This is a genomic window from Gracilimonas amylolytica (assembly GCF_002911695.1).
Taxonomy (GTDB): Bacteria; Bacteroidota; Rhodothermia; order Balneolales; family Balneolaceae; genus Gracilimonas; species Gracilimonas amylolytica.
The window spans coordinates 39,944-59,291 of record NZ_PQBS01000016.1 but is presented as its reverse complement, the minus strand read 5'-3'; the positions used below and the strand labels follow the sequence as shown (position 1 = coordinate 59,291).

Below are 19,348 nucleotides of genomic sequence, written 5' to 3'. Positions count from 1 at the left end.
GTTTGAAGCCTTTTTGAATACAGTTATGTGGTGTAAATGTTAGTGAGTCCCGAAACAGGTACACTGTAAACCGGCCGGTGCGATGGTGATGGCATGCCAGTCAAAGCGCTCATCGTAACCGTCACGTTCCCACCAGAAAGGGAGTCGTTCTTGTTCCTGATTACCCACTTCATTCATGGTAGCGGCATCAAAAAGACGGCCATTCACCATGGTGTGTGTAACTGAATCGGTGTTCCGGATATTCTCAAGAGGATTTTTCTCAAGCACTACAAGATCTGCAAGTTTCCCAACTTCAAGTGAACCGATCTCATGATCCATACCCAGATAGTGAGCCCCATTAATGGTAGCCACTTTTAATGCGTCATGATTACTCATGCCGCCTTGCTCAAACATCCAGAGTTCCCAGTGGGCACCAAGTCCCTGAAGCTGCCCATGTGCCCCCAGGTTAACTTTCACGCCGGCATCGGCAAGTTTCTTGTCAGATTCTGCCGTCAGGATGTGTCCGTTTTCGTATTCCTCATCCGGGATCATGGTTCTGTGACGGGACCGGGGATCGATCACACTGCGAGGAGTGAAGGTCAACAGTCGTTCATTTTCCCATACATTAGATTTTTGATACCAATAATACTCTCCGCTCATACTGCCATAGTTGACCACATGAGTCGGCGTATACCCGGTTTCACTGGCAGCCCACAGGTTGACCACGTCCTTATAAAGTGGAGCGACAGGTATATTGTGTTCAATACCTGTGTGTCCGTCAAGGATCATGCTCATGTTATGTGTAAAGGTGGAACCGCCCTCAGGCATAACCATCATCTCCAACTCATTAGCTGCTTTTATGATCTGTTGCCGTTGTTCACGTCGGGGTTGGTTATAGCTTTTCACGGAAAATGCGCCCCAGGCTTTAGTGCGTTCCAGGGCAAATAGGGCATCCTCATAACTATTGATCTCCGTTTTGATCGATCCATCGGCACCATACAGAATCACACCTGTTGAATAGACGCGAGGTCCAACCATATTACCCGCTTTGATCGCCTCAGAATTTGAGAAGATCATCTCGGAATTTGAGGATGGATCATGAACCGTTGTTACACCATACGCTAAGTTCGCATAATATTCCCATTGCTGTTGAGGGCTGATCCCTAACCTGAAGTTACCAACGTGGGCATGCACATCCACCATACCCGGCATGATCGTTTTGCCGGAAGCATCGATCACTTTGGCTCCGGTCGGTACGGTAACATCCGCGCCAATAGCAGAGATCTTGTTGCCGTCAACTACGATGGTTCCATTCTCAATGACTTCATCCCCATTCATGGTAATGATGCGGGCATTAGTAAACGCGATCTGTCCTTCAGGTACATAGGTATCCAGCTCAAGATCCAGGGTAATACCTTCTGTTGGAGGCTCAGGTAATTCATCCGGTGCTCCATCCACAAAATCAAAGGTATTCTTCAGGTCCACTGTGAAATATTCACTTCCAAGGGTCCAATGGATCTTGTCGCTTTCAGCTGACCAATGCATATGATAACCGGCTTCAGATGAGATCTGTTTAACAGGAATAGCTTTTGTATTGGGATTGATCTCGATCGTTTTTCCGGTTTTAGGGATCGGGGCGAGATATACTTTATGAAGGTTTGAGAAAGCCATCCATTTGCCATCAGGGCTTGGAGAAAATTCGTGTCCGTAACTGGAGGTGAAAATGGTTTTCTCATCATTTCCGGATAGGTCAACACTTTTGTAAGCTTTGTTTATGGAACCAAATATATACCCTCCGGTTTGATACCAAATGCGTTTCCCGTCGGGACTGAATCTGGGTTTGGCACCTTCTTCTGTTATCATAGTTTCTGAACCACCTTTAACCGGTATCGTATAAATTCCGGGGTTCAGTGTGTGGGTAAAGCCAAGCTGCCCGTTTCCACTCTCTTTGCGGAAAATGATCGTTTTTCCATCAGGACTTAATTCAGGTTCCCTGTAAATACCTTTTTCAGAAGTCAATTTTGTTGGGGTATCAGGTTCCGGGCTGGGATTTAGTTTAACCATATTGATGGCTCCCATGTCCTCATCATTCCAGGAAACATAGACAACCGACTTGCCATCTGCCGAAAAGCTTGGGTCAAACTCGAAGTCGCCGGAGTTGGTGATTCGCTTTGGAGTACCATCAGGAAGCATCTTACTCCAAAGTTTTCCGGCCGCACTCCAAACCAGGGTTCTTCCATCGGGGGAAGTTCTAAGCTGTCTGATCGCTTTGATCTTAAATTTGTCAGGGGCTACATCCTGTTTAAAGCGTACAGCTTTTGCAATATTATGGGATGATTCAGCTTGAAACGGGATTACCTCAGATTCACCGGTTTCAGTATCAATTTTATTGATCTTACCGTTGGCCCAGATAATGATATGCCGGTTATCAGGCAGCCAGTTAAAGTTAACGTTGGGGCCGAATATTGCCCATGCTTCCTGCATATCCTTACTTAGGTTTTGGTAAACAGGCCATTCTCTTCCGGTATCCAGATCTCTCAAAAACAACACTGTTTTAGTACGTACCCTGCGTACAAAAGCCAGTGTTTCTCCATCCGGTGAGATCTGAGGCCGGATAGCACCACCATTTCCACCGGTTACGGTTTCAATATCACCATCTTCCCGATCATAGCGTCGGATCACATAGATCTGACTGTTGGGGTCTTTGTTATACTGAAAATATCCGCCTGGGTATACAGCTTGACTGTAATACACATAACGCCCGTCCGGGGAAACCCACGGTTCACCTATATCTTGTTGCTCATTCGCTTTTTCTACCAGCTGTACACCGGCTCCACCACTTTTATGGTACATCCAGATCTCACCGGCACCAAGTGAACGGGTAGATGAAAAATGTTTTTTAGCGATGATATATTCACCATCCGGAGTCCAAACGGCATTATTAAGCAATCTGAAATTTTCTTCTGTGATCTGCTTTGGATTACCTCCATCAGTATCCATAACCCATATGTTATCACCCCCACCTGCATCACTGGTAAACAGGATCTGAGATCCGTCAGGGCTGAACCGAGGCTGGATCTCGTAAGCGTGACCGCCCCTGAGTAATGTGGCCTCTCCACCCTCAATAGGCAGCAGGTAGATATCTCCCAAAAGATCAAAAACGATCTGAGATCCATCGGGGCTTACATCAAGGTTCATCCATGTGCCTTCATCGGTCGTAAAAGTAAGGTCACTTGTTTCGCCCAGGTCAGGGTTTGTCACATCCCATGCATCCTGCGCAAAAAGACCGGAATAAGAGAGTATTAGCGTGATAAGAAAAGCGTAAAATTTCATAACGGAGTATTAGTTTGATTTTGATAGAGTATAATAAAATCTACCCACAGGTAAGCCTATGATTTAGATTTAAACTTTTTGATAAAGTTTTTGGTGAAATCAGATAGCACCAATCGTCCACTGATCTCCGCCCGTTGTTCCAGAAGCAGATCCCAGTCTTCGGTGCCTTTCCAAAGCACGGCTTTTAAGTCTCTCATGGCTTCAGGACTACTTTTTGCGAGTTGTCCGGCCAGTTCCGAAACAGCGTTATCTAATTCTTCAGTCGTTTTAAACACCTTGTTGAACAGGCCTTTTTCTTTAGCAAATTCTGAGTCATACCAGTTGGTGGCATCCACGGCCATGGCAGAAAAGGCGCTGGTTCCCACTTTACGTTCTACGGCAGGACCAACCACAAAGGGTCCGATACCTAAGGCGAGCTCGCTAAGTTTCACAGAGGCACTTTGGTGGGCAAAGGTATAATCTCCGGCTGAGGCAATTCCAACTCCGCCACCCACGGTTTTACCATGAACGCGAACGATGATCAATTTCGGGCAGGTTCGCATCGCGTTTAGCACTAAGGCAAATCCCATAAAAAATTCCTTGCCCGTATCGTAATCTTCAATGGCAATAAGTTCATCAAAAGAAGCCCCTGCACAAAAAGCACCCTCGCCCCGGCTTTTGATGACTACCACTTTGATTTCATCATTCTCACCGGCTTCCGTGATCGTCTTCGCTAATTTTCGGAGGATTGCCCCGGGAAGAGAATTTCCTTTGGGGTGATAGAACTCGATGGTTCCAATGTTGTTTTTGATGGTTAAGTTTACTGCTCCGTTTTGTTCTGACATTTTCCTAATTCTATATTTTTGATAAACCGCAGAGTGCGCAGAGGATTCGCAGAGTTCGCAATGTACTTGGCGCACTTGGCGCACTTTTCGCAATCTTAGCGTTCTTTGTGGTTAAATTATTTCTCGTCTATAGGTAATTTGTTTTTTCGTTTCATTAAAGTGAGTATAGTGTATTCAGCCACCAGTACATCGTCCTGATTCGTCACTTCCACATCCCAGTACACCACACCGAATGGAAATGGATCGTCTTTTTTCTGCTGCCGGACGTTTTTCCGTTTCAGGATCAGTTTAGCCTGAATGGTATCGCCGGGAAAGACCGGGGCAACGAATCGGAGATTCTCCAACCCGTAATTCAACATTACCGGACCTTCATCCGGATGAACAAATAAGCCGGCCGTTGCAGATAAAACAAAATAGCCGTGAGCAACGATCTTTCCGAAAAGGGACCGAGCCGCAGCTTCAGGATCAGTATGTGCGTAGAAATGATCTCCGCTAAGATCAGCAAATTCTTCTACATCTTTTTCGGTGACGGTTCGCTTTTCAGTAGTGAAGGCTTCTCCAATTTCGAGCTCTTCAAAATATTTCTGGAAGGGGTGTTTATCAGATTCCCGTGTTTCTGCTCCTTTGATGTGCTGTTTCACAATATTCCGCAAGGTCGTAGGAGAGCCTTGTAACGCAATTCTTTGCATATTGTGAAGGACGGAACGGGCACCTCCCAATTCTTCACCCCCACCGGCATGACCTGGTCCGCCGTGAACGAGTGAAGCAATTGGAGATCCGTGTCCCGTAGATTCACCGGCTGAATTCCGGTTGATCACCATAAATCGTCCGTGGTAGGGAGCGCAACCCATAGTTACTGTATGTGCGATCTCGTCATCAGCGGTAAACAAAGATCCCACCAAAGAACCATTCGCTTTGTTGGCAATTTCGATGGCTTCCTGTGTGTTTTTGTATGGCATTACAGTGGTCATCGGGCCAAAAGCTTCCAGTCGGTGAACAGCGTCAACTTGCATCGGTTGGTGACAAACAAGCACCCTCGGGTTCGTAAAAGCATTTTTTTGATCACCATCTGCCAAGTACACCGTATCGGTGATCTCGGATAATTCCTGAAGTTGCTCTTCAAATCGTTCAGCTTGAAGGGAACTTGCCAACGGTCCCATTCGTGTTTCTTTTTGAGCCGGATCTCCAATGGTGGTTTTCTCCAGCCGGGTTTTTAAGGCCTCAACAACTTCATCTTCTAAATGCTCCGGAACGATCGTTCTTCGGATAGCCGTACATTTTTGCCCGGTTTTTACGGTCATTTCACGCGCCACTTCCTTAATAAAGAGGTCAAATTCCTCCATATCCGGGGTAACATCTTCCCCAAGAATAGAACAGTTCAGCGAATCGGCTTCCAGATTGAATTGGATACTATTCGCAATAATGTTTGGGTGTGATTTCAATTTCTTTCCGGTCAGGGCTGAACCGGTGAAAGCCACCGAATCCTGACTGATAAGGTGATCCAGGAGATCCCCGGGCTTATCAGCGGCGATGTATTGGACTGAACCTTCCGGAAGAATCCCTGATTCTATGATATCCTTAAAAACCTCCCAGGAGAGATAAGAGCCTGTAGGAGCAGGCTTTACAATAACCGGCATCCCTGAAATGATAGCGGGGGCCATTTTCTCCAGCATTCCCCAGATCGGAAAGTTGAATGCATTGATATGAACAGCAACCCCATGTTTTGGAACACAAATATGCTGCCCCATGAAAGTGCCTTGACGGGAAAGTCGCTCGGTATCGCCCTCAACGTGCCAGGGCAAGTCCGATAAATACCGCCGCGATTTACTGGAGATGCCAAAAGCCGTTATAATTCCACCCTCAATATCAATCCAGGAATCAGCTCGTGTGGCTCCGGTATGCGTGGAAATCTCATAGTACTTTTCCTTCCGCTCCATCAAATACTGTCCAAGGAACTTGATCTTGAATGCTCGCTCGTGGATGGTCATTTCGCGGAGTTTAGGTCCGCCAACCTCCCTCGCATATTCCAGGGCAGATTTATAGTCAATATCTGCTTCAATCATTTGAGCAACCGGCTCATTGGTTACCGCGCTGATGAGGTCGGTTTCGGCGCCTTCAGTTAGCCACTTTCCTTGTATGAAGCTTTGTACTTTAATCATTTGTGTTCTATTAAAATGAAGGAACACAGGAAACAGAATTCAGAACTCAGTGTTCAGCTATTCTGACTCCTGTGTTCTGAATTCTGATTTCTTGTTCGCCCACGTCTCGTACCCCATTTTCTGATCTTCCCGGTTTTTAGGAATTTCTCTTAATGGTTCACACTCTTTTAGTGTTTTGTGAAGTTGGTCAGGAAGTTGTTGGTACAACTGAGTTCCCTTGGTTTTCCACTTAGCCATTTCATCGGTCACATCCTTCACGATCTTAGCGGGATTTCCAACCACTACTTTTCGCTCCGGAATTTCCATTCCTTCCGGGACAAAAGCCAAAGCTCCAATAATGGATTCTTTGCCAACTTTCACATTATCCATTACGACGGCATTCATCCCGACAAGGCAATTTTCACCAAGATGTGCTCCGTGAATAATAGCTCCATGTCCAACATGAGCCGATTCCTCCAAAGTCACAGTAACTCCCGGAAACATATGGATCGTGCAATTTTCCTGCACATTACATCCGTCCTTGATCACGATCTTGCCCCAGTCTCCACGAATAGCGGCACCGGGACCGATATATACATCCTTACCGATGATCACATTTCCAGTTACTGCCGCTTTGGGATGTACAAAGGCCGTCTCGTGAATGACGGGTTTGTATCCGTTGAATTCGTAGATCATGTTATTGGGAAATGGTGTAATGGTTATTTTGTTCCTCATCAAGATCATCATAGATATATGGGATCTCATCTTCATTGACGGCATTGTTCTTTGCATTTTTTAGATATCGGATATATCCGTTGAGAAGCTGGATACAATCAATGAGTTGATTTTTATGATACTTATACTCGGATTCATCAATGTATTTAAAATCAAAAGTTGTGATGATCTGATTTTTTAGCTCGTAGGCCGAACCTCTTCCTTGTCTGCAATATTGAATAATTTCCTGATAGTGAAATCGTCCATATCCTTCAGCGATGTTATCAGAAATGGACCGCGATGATCGTATCATTTGATCAGTTAACCGATATTTTTCTTCAGTAGGAAATTTTTTTACAAGCTCAAAAATCTCATTTTGAATCTTACGGGCAAGTTGCCAAACCCGTAAATCTTCAAAAGTCCGAATATTTGATTTTTCATCACCCATATTGACTCCAACTAACCATTTCCCATTAACAAATAACCATTATACTTTCTCCAAAATAACAGCCATACCTTGACCCACCCCAACACACAACATACAAAGCGCATATTTGTGCGATTCTTTTTCATGAAGTTCGACGGTTGCTGTTTGCAGTAATCGCTGTCCTGTCATGCCCAAAGGATGTCCAAGTGCAATAGCTCCGCCATTAGGGTTGAGCCGGGGATCGTTATCTTCCATTTCCAACAGTCGGGTTACACCGAGTGATTGTCCGGCGAAGGCTTCATTGAGCTCGATAACGTCCATGTCATCCAGCTTCATTCCGGCTCGTTTCAACACTTTTTGAGCTGCTTCTACCGGACCCAGTCCCATTATTCTCGGCTCAATTCCTGAAACGGCGTGAGCCACAATTAGGGCCTTCGGCTTCAGTCCAAAATCTTTAACGGCTTGATCTGAGGCGACCAACAAGGCTCCGGCACCATCATTCAGTCCGGAAGCATTTCCTGCTGTTACAGTTCCATCTTTTTTGAAGGCCGGGCGAAGTTTGGCTAAAATTTCAGCAGTAGTATCAGGGCGCATAAACTCATCGTGTTCAAATAAATATGGGTCCTGCTTCCTGCGTGGAATTTCTACAGGAACTATTTCTTTGGCCAGCCTACCGGAATCTCTCGCAGCACCTGCCTTTTGTTGACTCCAAGCCGCAAATTTATCCTGGTCTTCGCGATCGATATCATGCATCTCCACCACATTCTCGGCCGTCATTCCCATGCCATCAGTTCCATACATTTCTTCCATTTTTGGATTGATGAATCGCCATCCAAAAGTGGAATCGTGCATTTCCGTAGTTCCTGAATAGGGTGATGATCCCTTTCCTAACACGATAGGTCCACGGGTCATATGCTCGACTCCGCCGGTAATGAACAGGTCACCTTCTCCGGCTTTAATGGCGTGATAGGCTTTCACCGTAGCACTCATTCCGGATGCACACAATCGGTTCACCGTTTCACCGGGGACCGAAGTGGGAATTCCTGCAAGTAATGAAGCCATTCGAGCTACATTACGGTTGTCTTCGCCGGCTTGGTTTGCACACCCAAGGATAACATCCTCGATCGCTTCCGGATCGATCTCGGGATTTCGATTAATAAGTTCTTTAATGGGAATGGCTGCCAGGTCATCGGCACGGATGGAGGAGAGAGAGCCTTTCAGTTTGCCAATTGGAGTTCTGATTCCGTCAATGATATAAGCTTCGGACATGGAAATTTGAATTGTATAATTTGAATTATGAATTTTCTACTTCGTGACTTTGGCCGGTTCTGTATACGGTGCCTCTGAACTCTGCTACCAGCTCTTCGTCCTGGTTTGTAATGTGAATTTTATAGACTCCTATGGTTCGTCCATTTTGAAGTTCTTCAGAAACAGCGGTCAGTCTGTCACCTACATTCACTTTTTTGGTAAAGTTGATGTTGTTTTCAAGAGCGAGAGACACAGAGCCTCGAGAGTTAGAGGCAAAAGCCAGGGCACTATCAGCCAGAGAAAAGGTGATCCCACCATGGCACACCCCAAACCCATTGGTCATTTCTTCTCGAATATTCATTGAGAGTTTACAATAACCGAGTTCAGCTTCCAAGACTTCTATTCCCATCCATAGCGAGAAGGGATCGTTGGAAAGCATGTTTTGTATAACGTGATGTGATTCTTTACTCATAGCAATGTATTTAAGAATTCAGAATATTAGATCCTGAGTTCTGGATTCTGAGTTCTGACAACTATTCCTCATAAAAACTCTTTCCTTCGGCTACCATCTTCTTTAACAATGGATTTGGCCGGTAGCGATCCTCCCGGTATTCGACCTGAAGGGCTGTCATTCTATCAAGTACATTCTTCAACCCAATTTCATCACCCCACTTAAGTAATCCTTTCGGGTAGTTCACTCCATTTTGCATGGCAAGGTCAACGTCTTCTATGGAGGCAATGCTCATGAAAACAGCATCACAGGCTTCGTTTATAAGCATTGTGAGGATGCGGTCAAATATTTCTTGTCCAAGTTTCTTGTCCTTATTTGGGGCAGGATTTTTTGACTCATCTTTGTAATTATAGAATCCACGGCCGGATTTTCTTCCCAGCCATCCGGCTTCCACCATTCGTTTTTGGGCAAATGAAGGTCTGAACCGGGGATCGTAATAAAAAGCCTCAAATACGGTGCTTGTAACTTCATAATTTACATCATGGCCGATCAGGTCCATAAGTTCAAAAGGTCCCATCCGAAACCCGCCGATCTCCTTCATGGCCCAGTCGATGGTGGCGGCATCAGCAATACCTTCTTCGTAAATTCGAAGAGCTTCTCCATAAAAAGGCCGGGCCACGCGGTTCACGATAAAACCCGGAGTGTCTTTACCTGAAACCGTGATCTTATCCCAGCCTTTGATAAATTCTTTAGTGTGCTTGAAAACATCATCTTCCGTTCCTATCCCCGGAATGACCTCCACCAGTTTCATTAAGGGTGCAGGATTGAAGAAGTGAACTCCCAAAAATCTTTCAGGTCTCTTAAGAGCAGATGAAATGGCTGCAATTGAAAGGGAGGAGGTATTGGATGCAAGAACACAATCCTTAGAAACGATGCCCTCCAATCGGGCAAAAGTGTCTTTTTTGATGTCAATGTCTTCAACAATTGCTTCGATCACGAATCCGCATTCCCCAAAATTGGTGATGTTATCAACGAATTCAATGCGGTCCAGAATGCCGTCCACTTCATCCTGACTCATACGCTCTTTTTCTACTTGTCGGGCAAGTATGCTTTCAAGCCCGGCCCTGGATTTTTCGAGTTGTTGTGGATAGGCATCATAAAGGTAAACGTGGTGACCTTGTGTTGCTGCAACTTGTGCTATTCCGGTTCCCATGGTGCCGGCTCCAATTACACCGACCTTCGTATCTGTTGGTATCATAGAAAAATGTTTGATTAACGTCTGAAAAATCGCTTCCAAGATAAGGAATCTGAGACGGAATACAGTTTAAAATATGTACCAAATAATGGAGGAAATTGTCTCAAAGTTAATTAGGTGTATTCCCTATTTTCCAATCATGCCAAGGTGCGTGTGCTTAAAATGGTCGGGAAATTTGAGACCGTAGCCAAACACGCGATCAAAAGATGCATGGCCGAAAAAGACGATCCCTACAACCAATAGCCATTCTATTTCTGTAAAATATCCGGCTAAGGTAAGTCCGGTCATCAATCCTTTGTGGTGTAACGTATTATAGATCCATGAGCCGAATTGTATGTTAATGAGGTAAGCAGCGAAAGATAAATCCGGCAGGAAAAAAAGCAATGCAAATACCCACCAGCTAACGTCTGTAATTATTCCAAAAAGAATTACAGAACTGATGAAAAGGGCAAGTTCTTCAAGATTGAGGAGAAACCTGAGGTTTTTATTAAGCTCAATATTCATAATGGTTCATGTTTGTTCAATGAAATCACGAATACGAAAAGAGAGCTGAAAAGTTGAACCCGAAATTATGCAGGTGACAGGGTTTTGTAAATGAGGGTATCCGCTTTACCGAAATCCCTGAAATCCCCTGATCCTATTTTCCCCTGAACTCCGGTTTTCGCTTTTCCAGAAAAGCCTGTACGCCTTCATTATAATCGTACGTTTTTCCGGCTTCGGCCTGTAGTTCAGCTTCGAGTTTCATTTGCTGCTCCAGATTGTTGGAGAATCCGGCGTTGAAACCTCTCTTGGTAAGCCCAAATCCTCGGGTAGGCATTTTGGCAAGTTTGGCGGCAATAGCTTGGGCTTCATTCATAAATGAGTCAGCAGGATACGATTTCCAGATCATACCCATTTCAACAGCCTCTTGAGCCGTAACTTTTTCACCTAAAAAAGTAAGAGCGGTTGCCCGGGCTAAACCGATCAGCCTTGGTAAAATGTAGGTTCCGCCACTGTCAGGAATGAGGCCAATCTGTGAAAAGGATTGTATGAACCTGGCTTCTTCACTGGCGATCACAATATCACAAGCCAAAGCTATGTTAGCTCCGGCTCCTGCCGCTGTTCCATTAACCGCACAAACCACCGGTTTTTCTAATTCACGAATGCCCTTGATGATGGGAATGTAGGTATGATGAACAATTTCACTTAGGTCACGTTCTGGATCATTTGAAACTTCAGTGGCTTCAGCGAGATCCTGTCCGGCACAAAATGCTCTCCCTTCCCCGGTAATCAAAACACATCTTATCTCATCGTCAGATTCGGCATCCATGAGAGCCTGCTTCATTTGGCTGGCCATCTCAAAGTTAAAACTGTTGAGTTTATCCGGCCGGTTCAGGGTAATGGTGAAAACTCCGCTCGAGAGATTTGTTTTGATCATGAATCTAAGTCTTTGGTTGTACCTAAGGTATTGAAGTGTTTCGGGATAATACCAAAGACTCAAATCATTGTGTAGTAAAATTCAATTAAGCCTTGATTGAACTTGGTGTTATTTGATCAGAGTGAGTTTTTTTGTCTGAGTGAAGTTATCTGCGGTCAGTTTGTAAATATACATACCACTTGAAAAGTTTGTGGCATCCCAGGTTACATCGAATGAACCTGCGGGTAACTCTGAGTCCACAAGAGTTGCCACCTCTGAACCCAACATGTTATAAATTTTGAGGGTCACAGAGCCTGATTCAGGTAAACTGAACGTGATATTTGTAGTTGGGTTGAAGGGATTAGGATAATTTTGTTCGAGTGCGTAAGAGTTTGGTAAGCCATTTTCATCATCAATTGAAGTTCCAACCCCTGCAGTTTGAAATGAGTACGTTTCTGACCAGTTACTTACACCGGCCACGTTTCGGCTACGCACTCTCCAATGATGTGACGTGCCGGGTTCAAGACCAGACAGGTCAACTTTAGTTGTTTCAAGTCCGGTCTCATCAAGTACCAGGTTACTGAAGTCTGAATTCAAGGAAACCTGAACTTCAAAAGTGTTGGCATGATCGGGTTCGGCCCATTCAAGGCTGAGGGAGGTTGGAACATCTGTGGCATCATTACTTGGGGTGAGCAGGTCCGGTGAAACAGGAACAGGGGGTAGGTCACCAAACGTTTCTTGCCTCACTATTGGCATTAAAACTTCAGGTGATCCGGTATATTCCCAAATGATCATCCCTCCGACACCCTTATCACGAGCGTAGTCAAATTTTGCACGGATGGTTTGTTCATTATCAAAACTAACGAATTGATTATCGGTTCCATACCAGGAAGCCTGAGCATTCTCATCCCATTCTGGATCAGTTGCTATACCGGGAAATTCATCTACAAGATTGTCGTAACTTGTTTCTCCATACCTACGTTCTGCCCCTGAAGCATTCTGTTCGGGTGCATTCACACCGGTCCATACATATCCGTACAGATCGATCCCAAACCCAAGCTTGTCGAGTGGTACACCGGCTTCATGATATCGGTTCACCCACTGCTCTATATTAGGATACTCTGTACTTGAACCGGGTATAGTGATACGTTCGGTTCCACCTGAAGGATTAAAGATGGCAGCATTGTGCCAGCTATACCATCCCTGCCAGGCACCTGACAGGTCATAGGTCATCATGTTGATCTGGTCGAATTTATCATGAACTCGTGCAAACAGGGAGGGGGCAGCATTTATGGCTGCAGTTAAAATGGCATCAGGTAATCGTTCTCTTAAATGAGTGATAAATACATCATAATTAGGGTGGTCTCTGACCGGTTCCGCATCAATATCGGCTCCGTCAAAACCCCATTCTTCAACAAAGTCAGCAATGCCATCGGCAATGACTTCAGGTTGATCCTCAATACAATCCATGAAGGCACCGTTTCCAGCTCCTCCAAAAGACATGATGGCAGGCACTCCATATTGGTTGGCATCTTCCGTAAATGCATTTAGCCTGTCAGGAGAAACGTTCTCCCAGGCAGCCGGTACATTAGGCTGACAAGTAGAGCCTGATATAGTTTGGGCAAAAAAGATGGCATGTGTAAAAGAGTTCCAGTCAAGATCACTTCGACGAGTATTTCCCCAGTTACCGTGACCGCCAACATTATAGTTCCAGCTTGCAATGTAGGCAGAAACCCAGATTTCCTGATTTGATTGGGCTGATGCTGAGGAAGGCAATAAACTTAGTGTGAAAAACAGGCTAAATAATAGATAAACAAGTGTTTTCATAGATCATATTCATTGAGTGCTTTATTACAAGAGGTAAAAGCAAGGGGAATGTTAGGGGTGCTTCAAAAATTCTAATCTTTCGATCACACTTTTGATACCATTAGAGTCGGATTTTGTTTCCTTTTCTAATGTTTAGGCCGGTAGGAGGGCTTTGATGTTTTAGTTAAAACATCGGCTTATTTGATAAAACAGATATGAAATAATTACTCTTAAGTGATATCAAATACACTTAAAATGCTCGAAGGGCTGCTCACAGTCATTGCAAAAGTATTGGGATTTGCAGGCTGTTGACCCGAACTGACTGACCAATTCAGTCTCAAATGAATCACAAAAGGGGCAGGGAACTACTTTGGTACTTGACAGAGTTTTTAAAAAGTCGTCGTCTTCGCTTGTTTTTTCGGGAGGAGCAATGCCGTAATCCTTGAGTTTGACCTTGGCTTCTTCGGTCATCCAATCGGTGGTCCAGGTCTCTGCAAAATCGAGCTTCACCTTAAAATTCTGAACGGCACGTTCTTCAAGTTTTTCGTTGACCAGTTTTTCAATGGCGTTCATAGCCGGGCACCCCGAATACGTTGGAGTTATCTTGACTAATACATGGCCTTCTTCATTCACTTCAACCTTACGTGCAATACCCATCTCTACAATATTCAACACAGGGATCTCGGGATCGGTCACTTCCTTGAGAAAATCCCAGATCTGCTCTTCGGTATGTAATTGAATGGTTGACATGATTTTTATTTACTGCACGGTAAATTGATTTAGATTACAAGCTGTGTCCCTCACCAAAGTGGGGCAGAACTTCTACGATTCAAAACTGTTGGTAGAAATAATGGTAAGGAACATTTCGAGGTATAAATTTACATGTGCCTTGAGTCAAAAGATTCCTATTGTATTCTACTTCCATTCTGCATCCGGATAGGAACGTCTTAAAAACTGCATTTGTGCCAGCATATGCCCCAGATGCTCGGTATGAATACCCTTGCGACTTCCACTCATCATGAACTGATCCCAGTCAGGAACAGTTAGGGTGGCTTCAGTTAAGGTGTCTTCCACCAATTTCTTCCACTCGTTTTTAAACTGTGAGGAATCAACACCTAATCCTTCTTTGATCATAAGTTCATCGACCTCATCCATATAGAATAATTCGCCGGTGTACATCCAAAGTTCATCAAATGATTCCTGAATTCTGCTATGACTTTCCTCAGTTCCATCCCCTAAACGAATCACCCACTCACGTGCATGCCTCAGGTGGTATTTGATCTCTTTCAGATGCTTGTTGATCATTCCGGCGAACTGCTCATCTTTGGCATCTTTCAGCCGCTCGTATTGAAAATAACTGAACGCGCTGAATAAAAATTGTCGGGCAATGGTAAATCCAAAATCTCCCTTTGGTAACTCGCAAAGTTGAAGATTGGTGAAATCCCTATCATCCCGGAAATATGCAAAATGATCTTCATCATAGCCTTTCCCCTCGATCTCAGCAGCATACTCATAAAATGCTGTGGCATGACCGATCAGATCCAAAGCCATATTAGCCATCGCAAGATCCTCCTCAAGTTGAGGTCCGTGTCCGCACCACTCGCTCATACGCTGACCAAGGATGAGTCTATCGTCAGCCAACCGAAGAAGGTAGGTCAGGAATGCTTCTTGTTTTGTCAATTCTTTCGTTTCAGTAGTCATGAGTATTTGATCAATTTCTTAAGTAAAACCTTCAAGCGTTTGGAAGTCCTTGAAGCGTTTGGTTTAAGGCTTTTATTCTTTTACCCGCAACGCTCGCAGAGTCTATCAAACGCTGTAAGGTTGCTCCAATCTAAGACCTCTTTTTAACCGCTCTTGGTACACTGTAAAATTGAGGATGCCGGTAAGGCTTGTCATTGGCAGGATCAAAAAATGGCCCCATATCTTCTGGCGTAGAGGCCGTAATATGCTTTGATTCTACCACCCAAATACTCACGCCCTCGTTACGGCGTGCATAGGTATCCCGAGCATTTTGAAGTGCCATTTCTTTGTCGGCAGCATGAACGCTTCCGGCATGTTCGTGTGGCTTACCTGATTTAGGTTGAGTGAAAACCTCCCAAAGAGTCCAATTATCGTTGTTAGAATTACGGTCTGACATTAAAATTCTTGATTTCAGATTATAGAGGAGGAGTCAGAACTCATAATTCAGTTGTTAGAATGTTCTGAGTTCTGGCTCCTGAGTTCTGATTACTAACTTAAGATGCTTTTTCCTGCTGTAATTTCTTCTTCCGGGCATACGCATTCGCCGCTTCGCGAACCCACTCACCATTTTCGTGGGCGGCTCTTCGCGCTTTCATTCGCTCGCGGTTCATGATGCCATTTCCATTTACAACATCCCAGAATTCATCCCATGGAATATCCCCGAAGTCCCAATGACCGGTCTCTTCATTGTATTCCAGATCCGGATCCGGGATCTCAAGTCCGATAGCTTCTGCTTCCATGACCATGCGATCTACGTAATGCTGACGCAACTCGTCATTCGTTTTCAGTTTAACCTGCCATTTGATGAGTTCTGCACTGTTTGGAGAATCAGTATCGTGAGGGCCAAACATCATTAAACTTGGCCACCACCAGCGGTTTACGGCATCCTGTGCCATTTTTTGCTGTTCCGGAGTGCCTGAGGCCATTTTGGCGATCATCTCATAGCCCTGTTTTTTATGGAAGCTCTCTTCTTTACAGATCCGCACATTTGCACGTGAGTATGGTCCGTATGAAGAACGTGCCAGCATAGTTTGATTTACAATAGCCGCTCCATCTACTAACCACCCGATCGCACAAATATCCGCATAGGTCATGGTAGGATAATTGAAAATACTGGAGTATTTAGCACTACCATACAGATACTGATCCACGAGTTCATCCCGGTCAATTCCGAGAGTTTCGGTGGCACTGTATAGGTAAAGGCCGTGTCCGGCTTCATCCTGCACCTTGGCGAGGAGTACTAATTTCCGTTTTAGGGAAGGGGCTCGTTCGATCCAGTTTCCCTCGGGAAGCATTCCCACAATTTCGGAGTGAGCATGCTGACTCATCATCCTAATTAATTGCTGTCGATACCGTTCCGGCATCCAGTCTTTAGGCTCAATTTTTTCTCCCGCATCGATGCGAGCTTGAAATTCGTCTAACTTTTCTTGATTCTCCATGTGGAAGCGCTTTTTTATTTTGTAAATTAAACAATACGAGCCTTACAATCATTCGAAAGATAGTTTAAAATCGTTAAAATTCGGAAAGGCATCCTTAAGCAAATTAATAACCAAAGAGAACTTAATATGATGGCTGAAAAGCAAGACACCCTGGAAAGACCCATTGAAGAGAAATTTGATGACCATCTTGGCCTGCAGGATGTGGATTATGTAGAGCACTATGTTAATAATGCCAAGCAGGCAGCACACTTCTACATCACGGCATTTGGTTTTGAACTAAAGGGATATTCCGGACTGGAAACCGGCATTCGAGACCGCGCGTCCTATTATCTGGAACAGGGAAACATCAGATTTGTACTTTCTTCTCCTTTGAACAGTGAATCCCCGATCGCAAAATTCATCCACAAACATGGAGATGGAATTAAAGATATCGCTATGCACGTGGAAGATGTGGACCGTGCCTTTAATGAGTCCGTTAAACGAGGGGCTGAACCGGTCCTTGAACCGCACGACCTGAAAGATGATCACGGTACGATCCGAAAAGCGGCCATCAAAACCTATGGCGATGTGATCCATTCCTTCATAGATCGATCTAATTATGATGGCTTGTTCATGCCGGGATTTCAACCCAAAGAAAGTTTGATCAAGACAGAGGATGTTGGAATTCAATTTGTAGATCATTGTGTGGGTAATGTGGAACTGGGACAAATGGAGCGATGGGTTGATTTCTACCGCGATGTACTTGGTTTTACCCAATACATCAGCTTTGACGACAAAGATATTTCTACAGAATACTCCGCATTGATGAGCCGCGTAATGGCCGGCGGACGTGGGATGATCAAGTTCCCGATCAATGAGCCTGCTGATGGAAAGAAAAAGTCCCAGATCGAGGAGTATCTTGATTTCTTTGAGGGTCCGGGCGTGCAGCACGTAGCGATGCTCACCGGAGATATCATCGATACAGTTACCAAATTGCGCGAACGCGGGGTGGAATTCCTTTCGGTTCCGACCACCTATTATGAGGAACTGGAAGACCGCGTGGGCAAGATCGATGAACCGATCGACAAGCTGGCAGATTTAGGTATTCTGGTGGACAGGGATGATGAAGGGTATTTACTACAGATCTTCACCAAGCCGGTGGTGGATCGCCCGACCTTATTCTATGAGATCATCCAGCGAAAAGGTGCGCGCGGATTCGGAAAAGGAAATTTCAAAGCCCTGTTTGAAGCCATTGAGCGTGAGCAGGAGCTCAGAGGAAACCTCTAAGTAATTTATTCAGGATTAAGGTTGAAGGTCGGTAAGGATCGATCTTTAACCTTCAATTTTAAATCTTTAGTCAAGGATTATGTATTACCACGCATTAGGGAAGATCCCTCACAAACGACATACAGTATTTCGCAGAGAAGACGGAGAACTTTACACAGAGGAGCTTTTTGGAGCGGAGGGTTTCCATGGTAACAGCTCACTGCTGTACCACCATAACATGCCCACCCGTGTGATCAAGATCGAGGAAGGAGCAAAGATCGAGGTTAAAAAGGCAGATGAGAAGACCCTGCGGCATCGTTTGTTGAAAACCAAAGATATTCCTGCCGGTGGAGACCCCATCACCGGGCGAAAGGTGCTGATGTTCAACAACGACATTCAGATCGGTGTGGCACGCCCAACCGATAATATGGATTACTTCTACCGAAATGGTGAGCATGATGAGCTACTATTCATTCATGAGGGCGAAGGGCATATTCAATCGGTGTTTGGTCGCCTTGATTTTGGCTGGGGTGATTACATCTATCTGCCCCGTGGTACTACTTATCAGGTCAATTTTGAGACGGAAGAGGCGCGGTATCTCTTTGCCGACTCAACCGGACCGATCGATTTTCCAAAACGCTACCTGTCTGAAATGGGGCAGTTCATGGAAAATTCCCCGTTTTGTGAGCGTGATTTTAGATTGCCTTCCGAACAGCTGTTTTTCCCTGAAGAGGGAGAGTTTGAGATCCGAATCAAAAAAGGCGGCCGGTTCCACCACTACACAGTAGATTATCATCCATGTGATGTGGTTGGCTGGGATGGGTATTTATATCCGTGGATCTTCAACATTCGGGATTTTGAGCCGATCACCGGTCGTATTCATCAGCCACCACCGGTTCACCAAACCTTTAGAGGGCACAATTATGTGGTATGCAGTTTCTGTCCCCGTAAGTTCGATTATCACCCTGAATCCATACCGGCACCATACAATCACTCAAATGTGGATTCCGACGAGATGATCTACTATGTGGAAGGGGATTTTATGAGCCGAAAAGGAATTGGCTATGCAGATATTACGCTTCATCCCGGCGGCATTCCTCACGGACCTCAACCCGGTAAGGCAGAAGCCAGCATTGGCGCTGAAGAAACAGACGAATATGCCGTAATGATCGATACCTTTCATCCGATGTACGTGACTGAAGAAGCCATGCGATTAGACGACCCGAGTTACCCATACTCTTGGGTTGAGGATAAGTAACGGAATGGAACACGGATAAAGCGAATTGTCACTGATCTATAGTTAAGAATAATACACTCACTTATCCGTGAGCATCCTTTTATCCGTGTCATCTG

The 19,348-nt window shown here is 44.9% G+C and carries 17 protein-coding genes; 2 read left to right on the top strand and 15 right to left on the bottom strand.

What is annotated here, in order from left to right:
• Positions 1–39 precede the first annotated feature (39 nt).
• The 15 genes from C3B73_RS04965 to paaA all read right to left on the bottom strand — a co-directional run bounded on the left by C3B73_RS04965 (position 40) and on the right by paaA (position 16,750).
• Positions 40–3,312 carry an amidohydrolase family protein gene (locus tag C3B73_RS04965; protein ID WP_103664522.1) on the bottom strand — a complete coding sequence of 1,091 codons (3,273 nt, stop codon included), beginning with the start codon at positions 3,310–3,312 and terminating at the stop codon, positions 40–42.
• Positions 3,313–3,368: 56 nt separating this feature from the next.
• Positions 3,369–4,136, bottom strand: a complete 768-nt coding sequence (locus C3B73_RS04960) for an enoyl-CoA hydratase/isomerase family protein (protein ID WP_103664521.1) — start codon at positions 4,134–4,136, stop codon at positions 3,369–3,371.
• Positions 4,137–4,252: 116 nt separating this feature from the next.
• Positions 4,253–6,295: a phenylacetic acid degradation bifunctional protein PaaZ gene (paaZ, locus tag C3B73_RS04955; protein WP_103664520.1), complete on the bottom strand. Its 2,043-nt coding sequence runs from the start codon at positions 6,293–6,295 to the stop codon at positions 4,253–4,255.
• A 57-nt stretch (positions 6,296–6,352) separates the two neighbouring features.
• Positions 6,353–6,970 carry an acyltransferase gene (locus C3B73_RS04950; RefSeq protein WP_103664519.1) on the bottom strand — a complete coding sequence of 206 codons (618 nt, stop codon included), beginning with the start codon at positions 6,968–6,970 and terminating at the stop codon, positions 6,353–6,355.
• Between the two features lies 1 nt (position 6,971).
• Positions 6,972–7,436 (bottom strand): four helix bundle protein, encoded by a 465-nt coding sequence (locus tag C3B73_RS04945; RefSeq protein ID WP_103664518.1) that lies wholly within the window; start codon positions 7,434–7,436, stop codon positions 6,972–6,974.
• A 39-nt stretch (positions 7,437–7,475) separates the two neighbouring features.
• Entirely contained in the window at positions 7,476–8,684 is a 1,209-nt protein-coding gene (gene pcaF / locus C3B73_RS04940) for a 3-oxoadipyl-CoA thiolase (RefSeq protein ID WP_103664517.1), read from the bottom strand.
• A gap of 25 nt (positions 8,685–8,709) precedes the next feature.
• Entirely contained in the window at positions 8,710–9,135 is a 426-nt protein-coding gene (locus C3B73_RS04935; protein ID WP_103664516.1) for a PaaI family thioesterase, read from the bottom strand.
• Between the two features lie 61 nt (positions 9,136–9,196).
• Positions 9,197–10,372, bottom strand: coding sequence for a 3-hydroxyacyl-CoA dehydrogenase NAD-binding domain-containing protein (locus tag C3B73_RS04930; RefSeq protein ID WP_103664515.1), 1,176 nt, complete (start codon positions 10,370–10,372; stop codon positions 9,197–9,199).
• Between the two features lie 123 nt (positions 10,373–10,495).
• Positions 10,496–10,873, bottom strand: a complete 378-nt coding sequence (locus C3B73_RS04925; protein WP_232803011.1) for a DUF4260 domain-containing protein — start codon at positions 10,871–10,873, stop codon at positions 10,496–10,498.
• A gap of 133 nt (positions 10,874–11,006) precedes the next feature.
• On the bottom strand, positions 11,007–11,786 hold the full coding sequence (locus C3B73_RS04920) for an enoyl-CoA hydratase-related protein (RefSeq protein WP_103664514.1): 780 nt from the start codon (positions 11,784–11,786) through the stop codon (positions 11,007–11,009).
• 108 nt (positions 11,787–11,894) lie between these two features.
• Positions 11,895–13,592, bottom strand: coding sequence for a glycosyl hydrolase family 18 protein (locus C3B73_RS04915; protein WP_103664513.1), 1,698 nt, complete (start codon positions 13,590–13,592; stop codon positions 11,895–11,897).
• Between the two features lie 219 nt (positions 13,593–13,811).
• Positions 13,812–14,321 carry a 1,2-phenylacetyl-CoA epoxidase subunit PaaD gene (gene paaD, locus C3B73_RS04910; RefSeq protein ID WP_103664512.1) on the bottom strand — a complete coding sequence of 170 codons (510 nt, stop codon included), beginning with the start codon at positions 14,319–14,321 and terminating at the stop codon, positions 13,812–13,814.
• A 165-nt stretch (positions 14,322–14,486) separates the two neighbouring features.
• Positions 14,487–15,272 (bottom strand): 1,2-phenylacetyl-CoA epoxidase subunit PaaC, encoded by a 786-nt coding sequence (paaC, locus tag C3B73_RS04905; protein WP_103664511.1) that lies wholly within the window; start codon positions 15,270–15,272, stop codon positions 14,487–14,489.
• Between the two features lie 130 nt (positions 15,273–15,402).
• Positions 15,403–15,708 carry a 1,2-phenylacetyl-CoA epoxidase subunit PaaB gene (gene paaB, locus C3B73_RS04900; protein ID WP_103664510.1) on the bottom strand — a complete coding sequence of 102 codons (306 nt, stop codon included), beginning with the start codon at positions 15,706–15,708 and terminating at the stop codon, positions 15,403–15,405.
• Between the two features lie 97 nt (positions 15,709–15,805).
• The gene (gene paaA, locus C3B73_RS04895) at positions 15,806–16,750 is read right to left on the bottom strand and encodes a 1,2-phenylacetyl-CoA epoxidase subunit PaaA (protein ID WP_103664509.1); all 945 of its coding nucleotides are present in this window, start codon (positions 16,748–16,750) and stop codon (positions 15,806–15,808) included.
• A gap of 129 nt (positions 16,751–16,879) precedes the next feature.
• On the opposite strand from paaA, the gene hppD reads away from it, so the two are divergent.
• Together hppD and C3B73_RS04885 are read left to right on the top strand one after the other, a co-directional pair.
• Positions 16,880–18,016 (top strand): 4-hydroxyphenylpyruvate dioxygenase, encoded by a 1,137-nt coding sequence (gene hppD, locus C3B73_RS04890; protein ID WP_232803010.1) that lies wholly within the window; start codon positions 16,880–16,882, stop codon positions 18,014–18,016.
• A 76-nt stretch (positions 18,017–18,092) separates the two neighbouring features.
• Entirely contained in the window at positions 18,093–19,253 is a 1,161-nt protein-coding gene (locus C3B73_RS04885; protein WP_408609849.1) for a homogentisate 1,2-dioxygenase, read from the top strand.
• Positions 19,254–19,348: the final 95 nt, after the last annotated feature.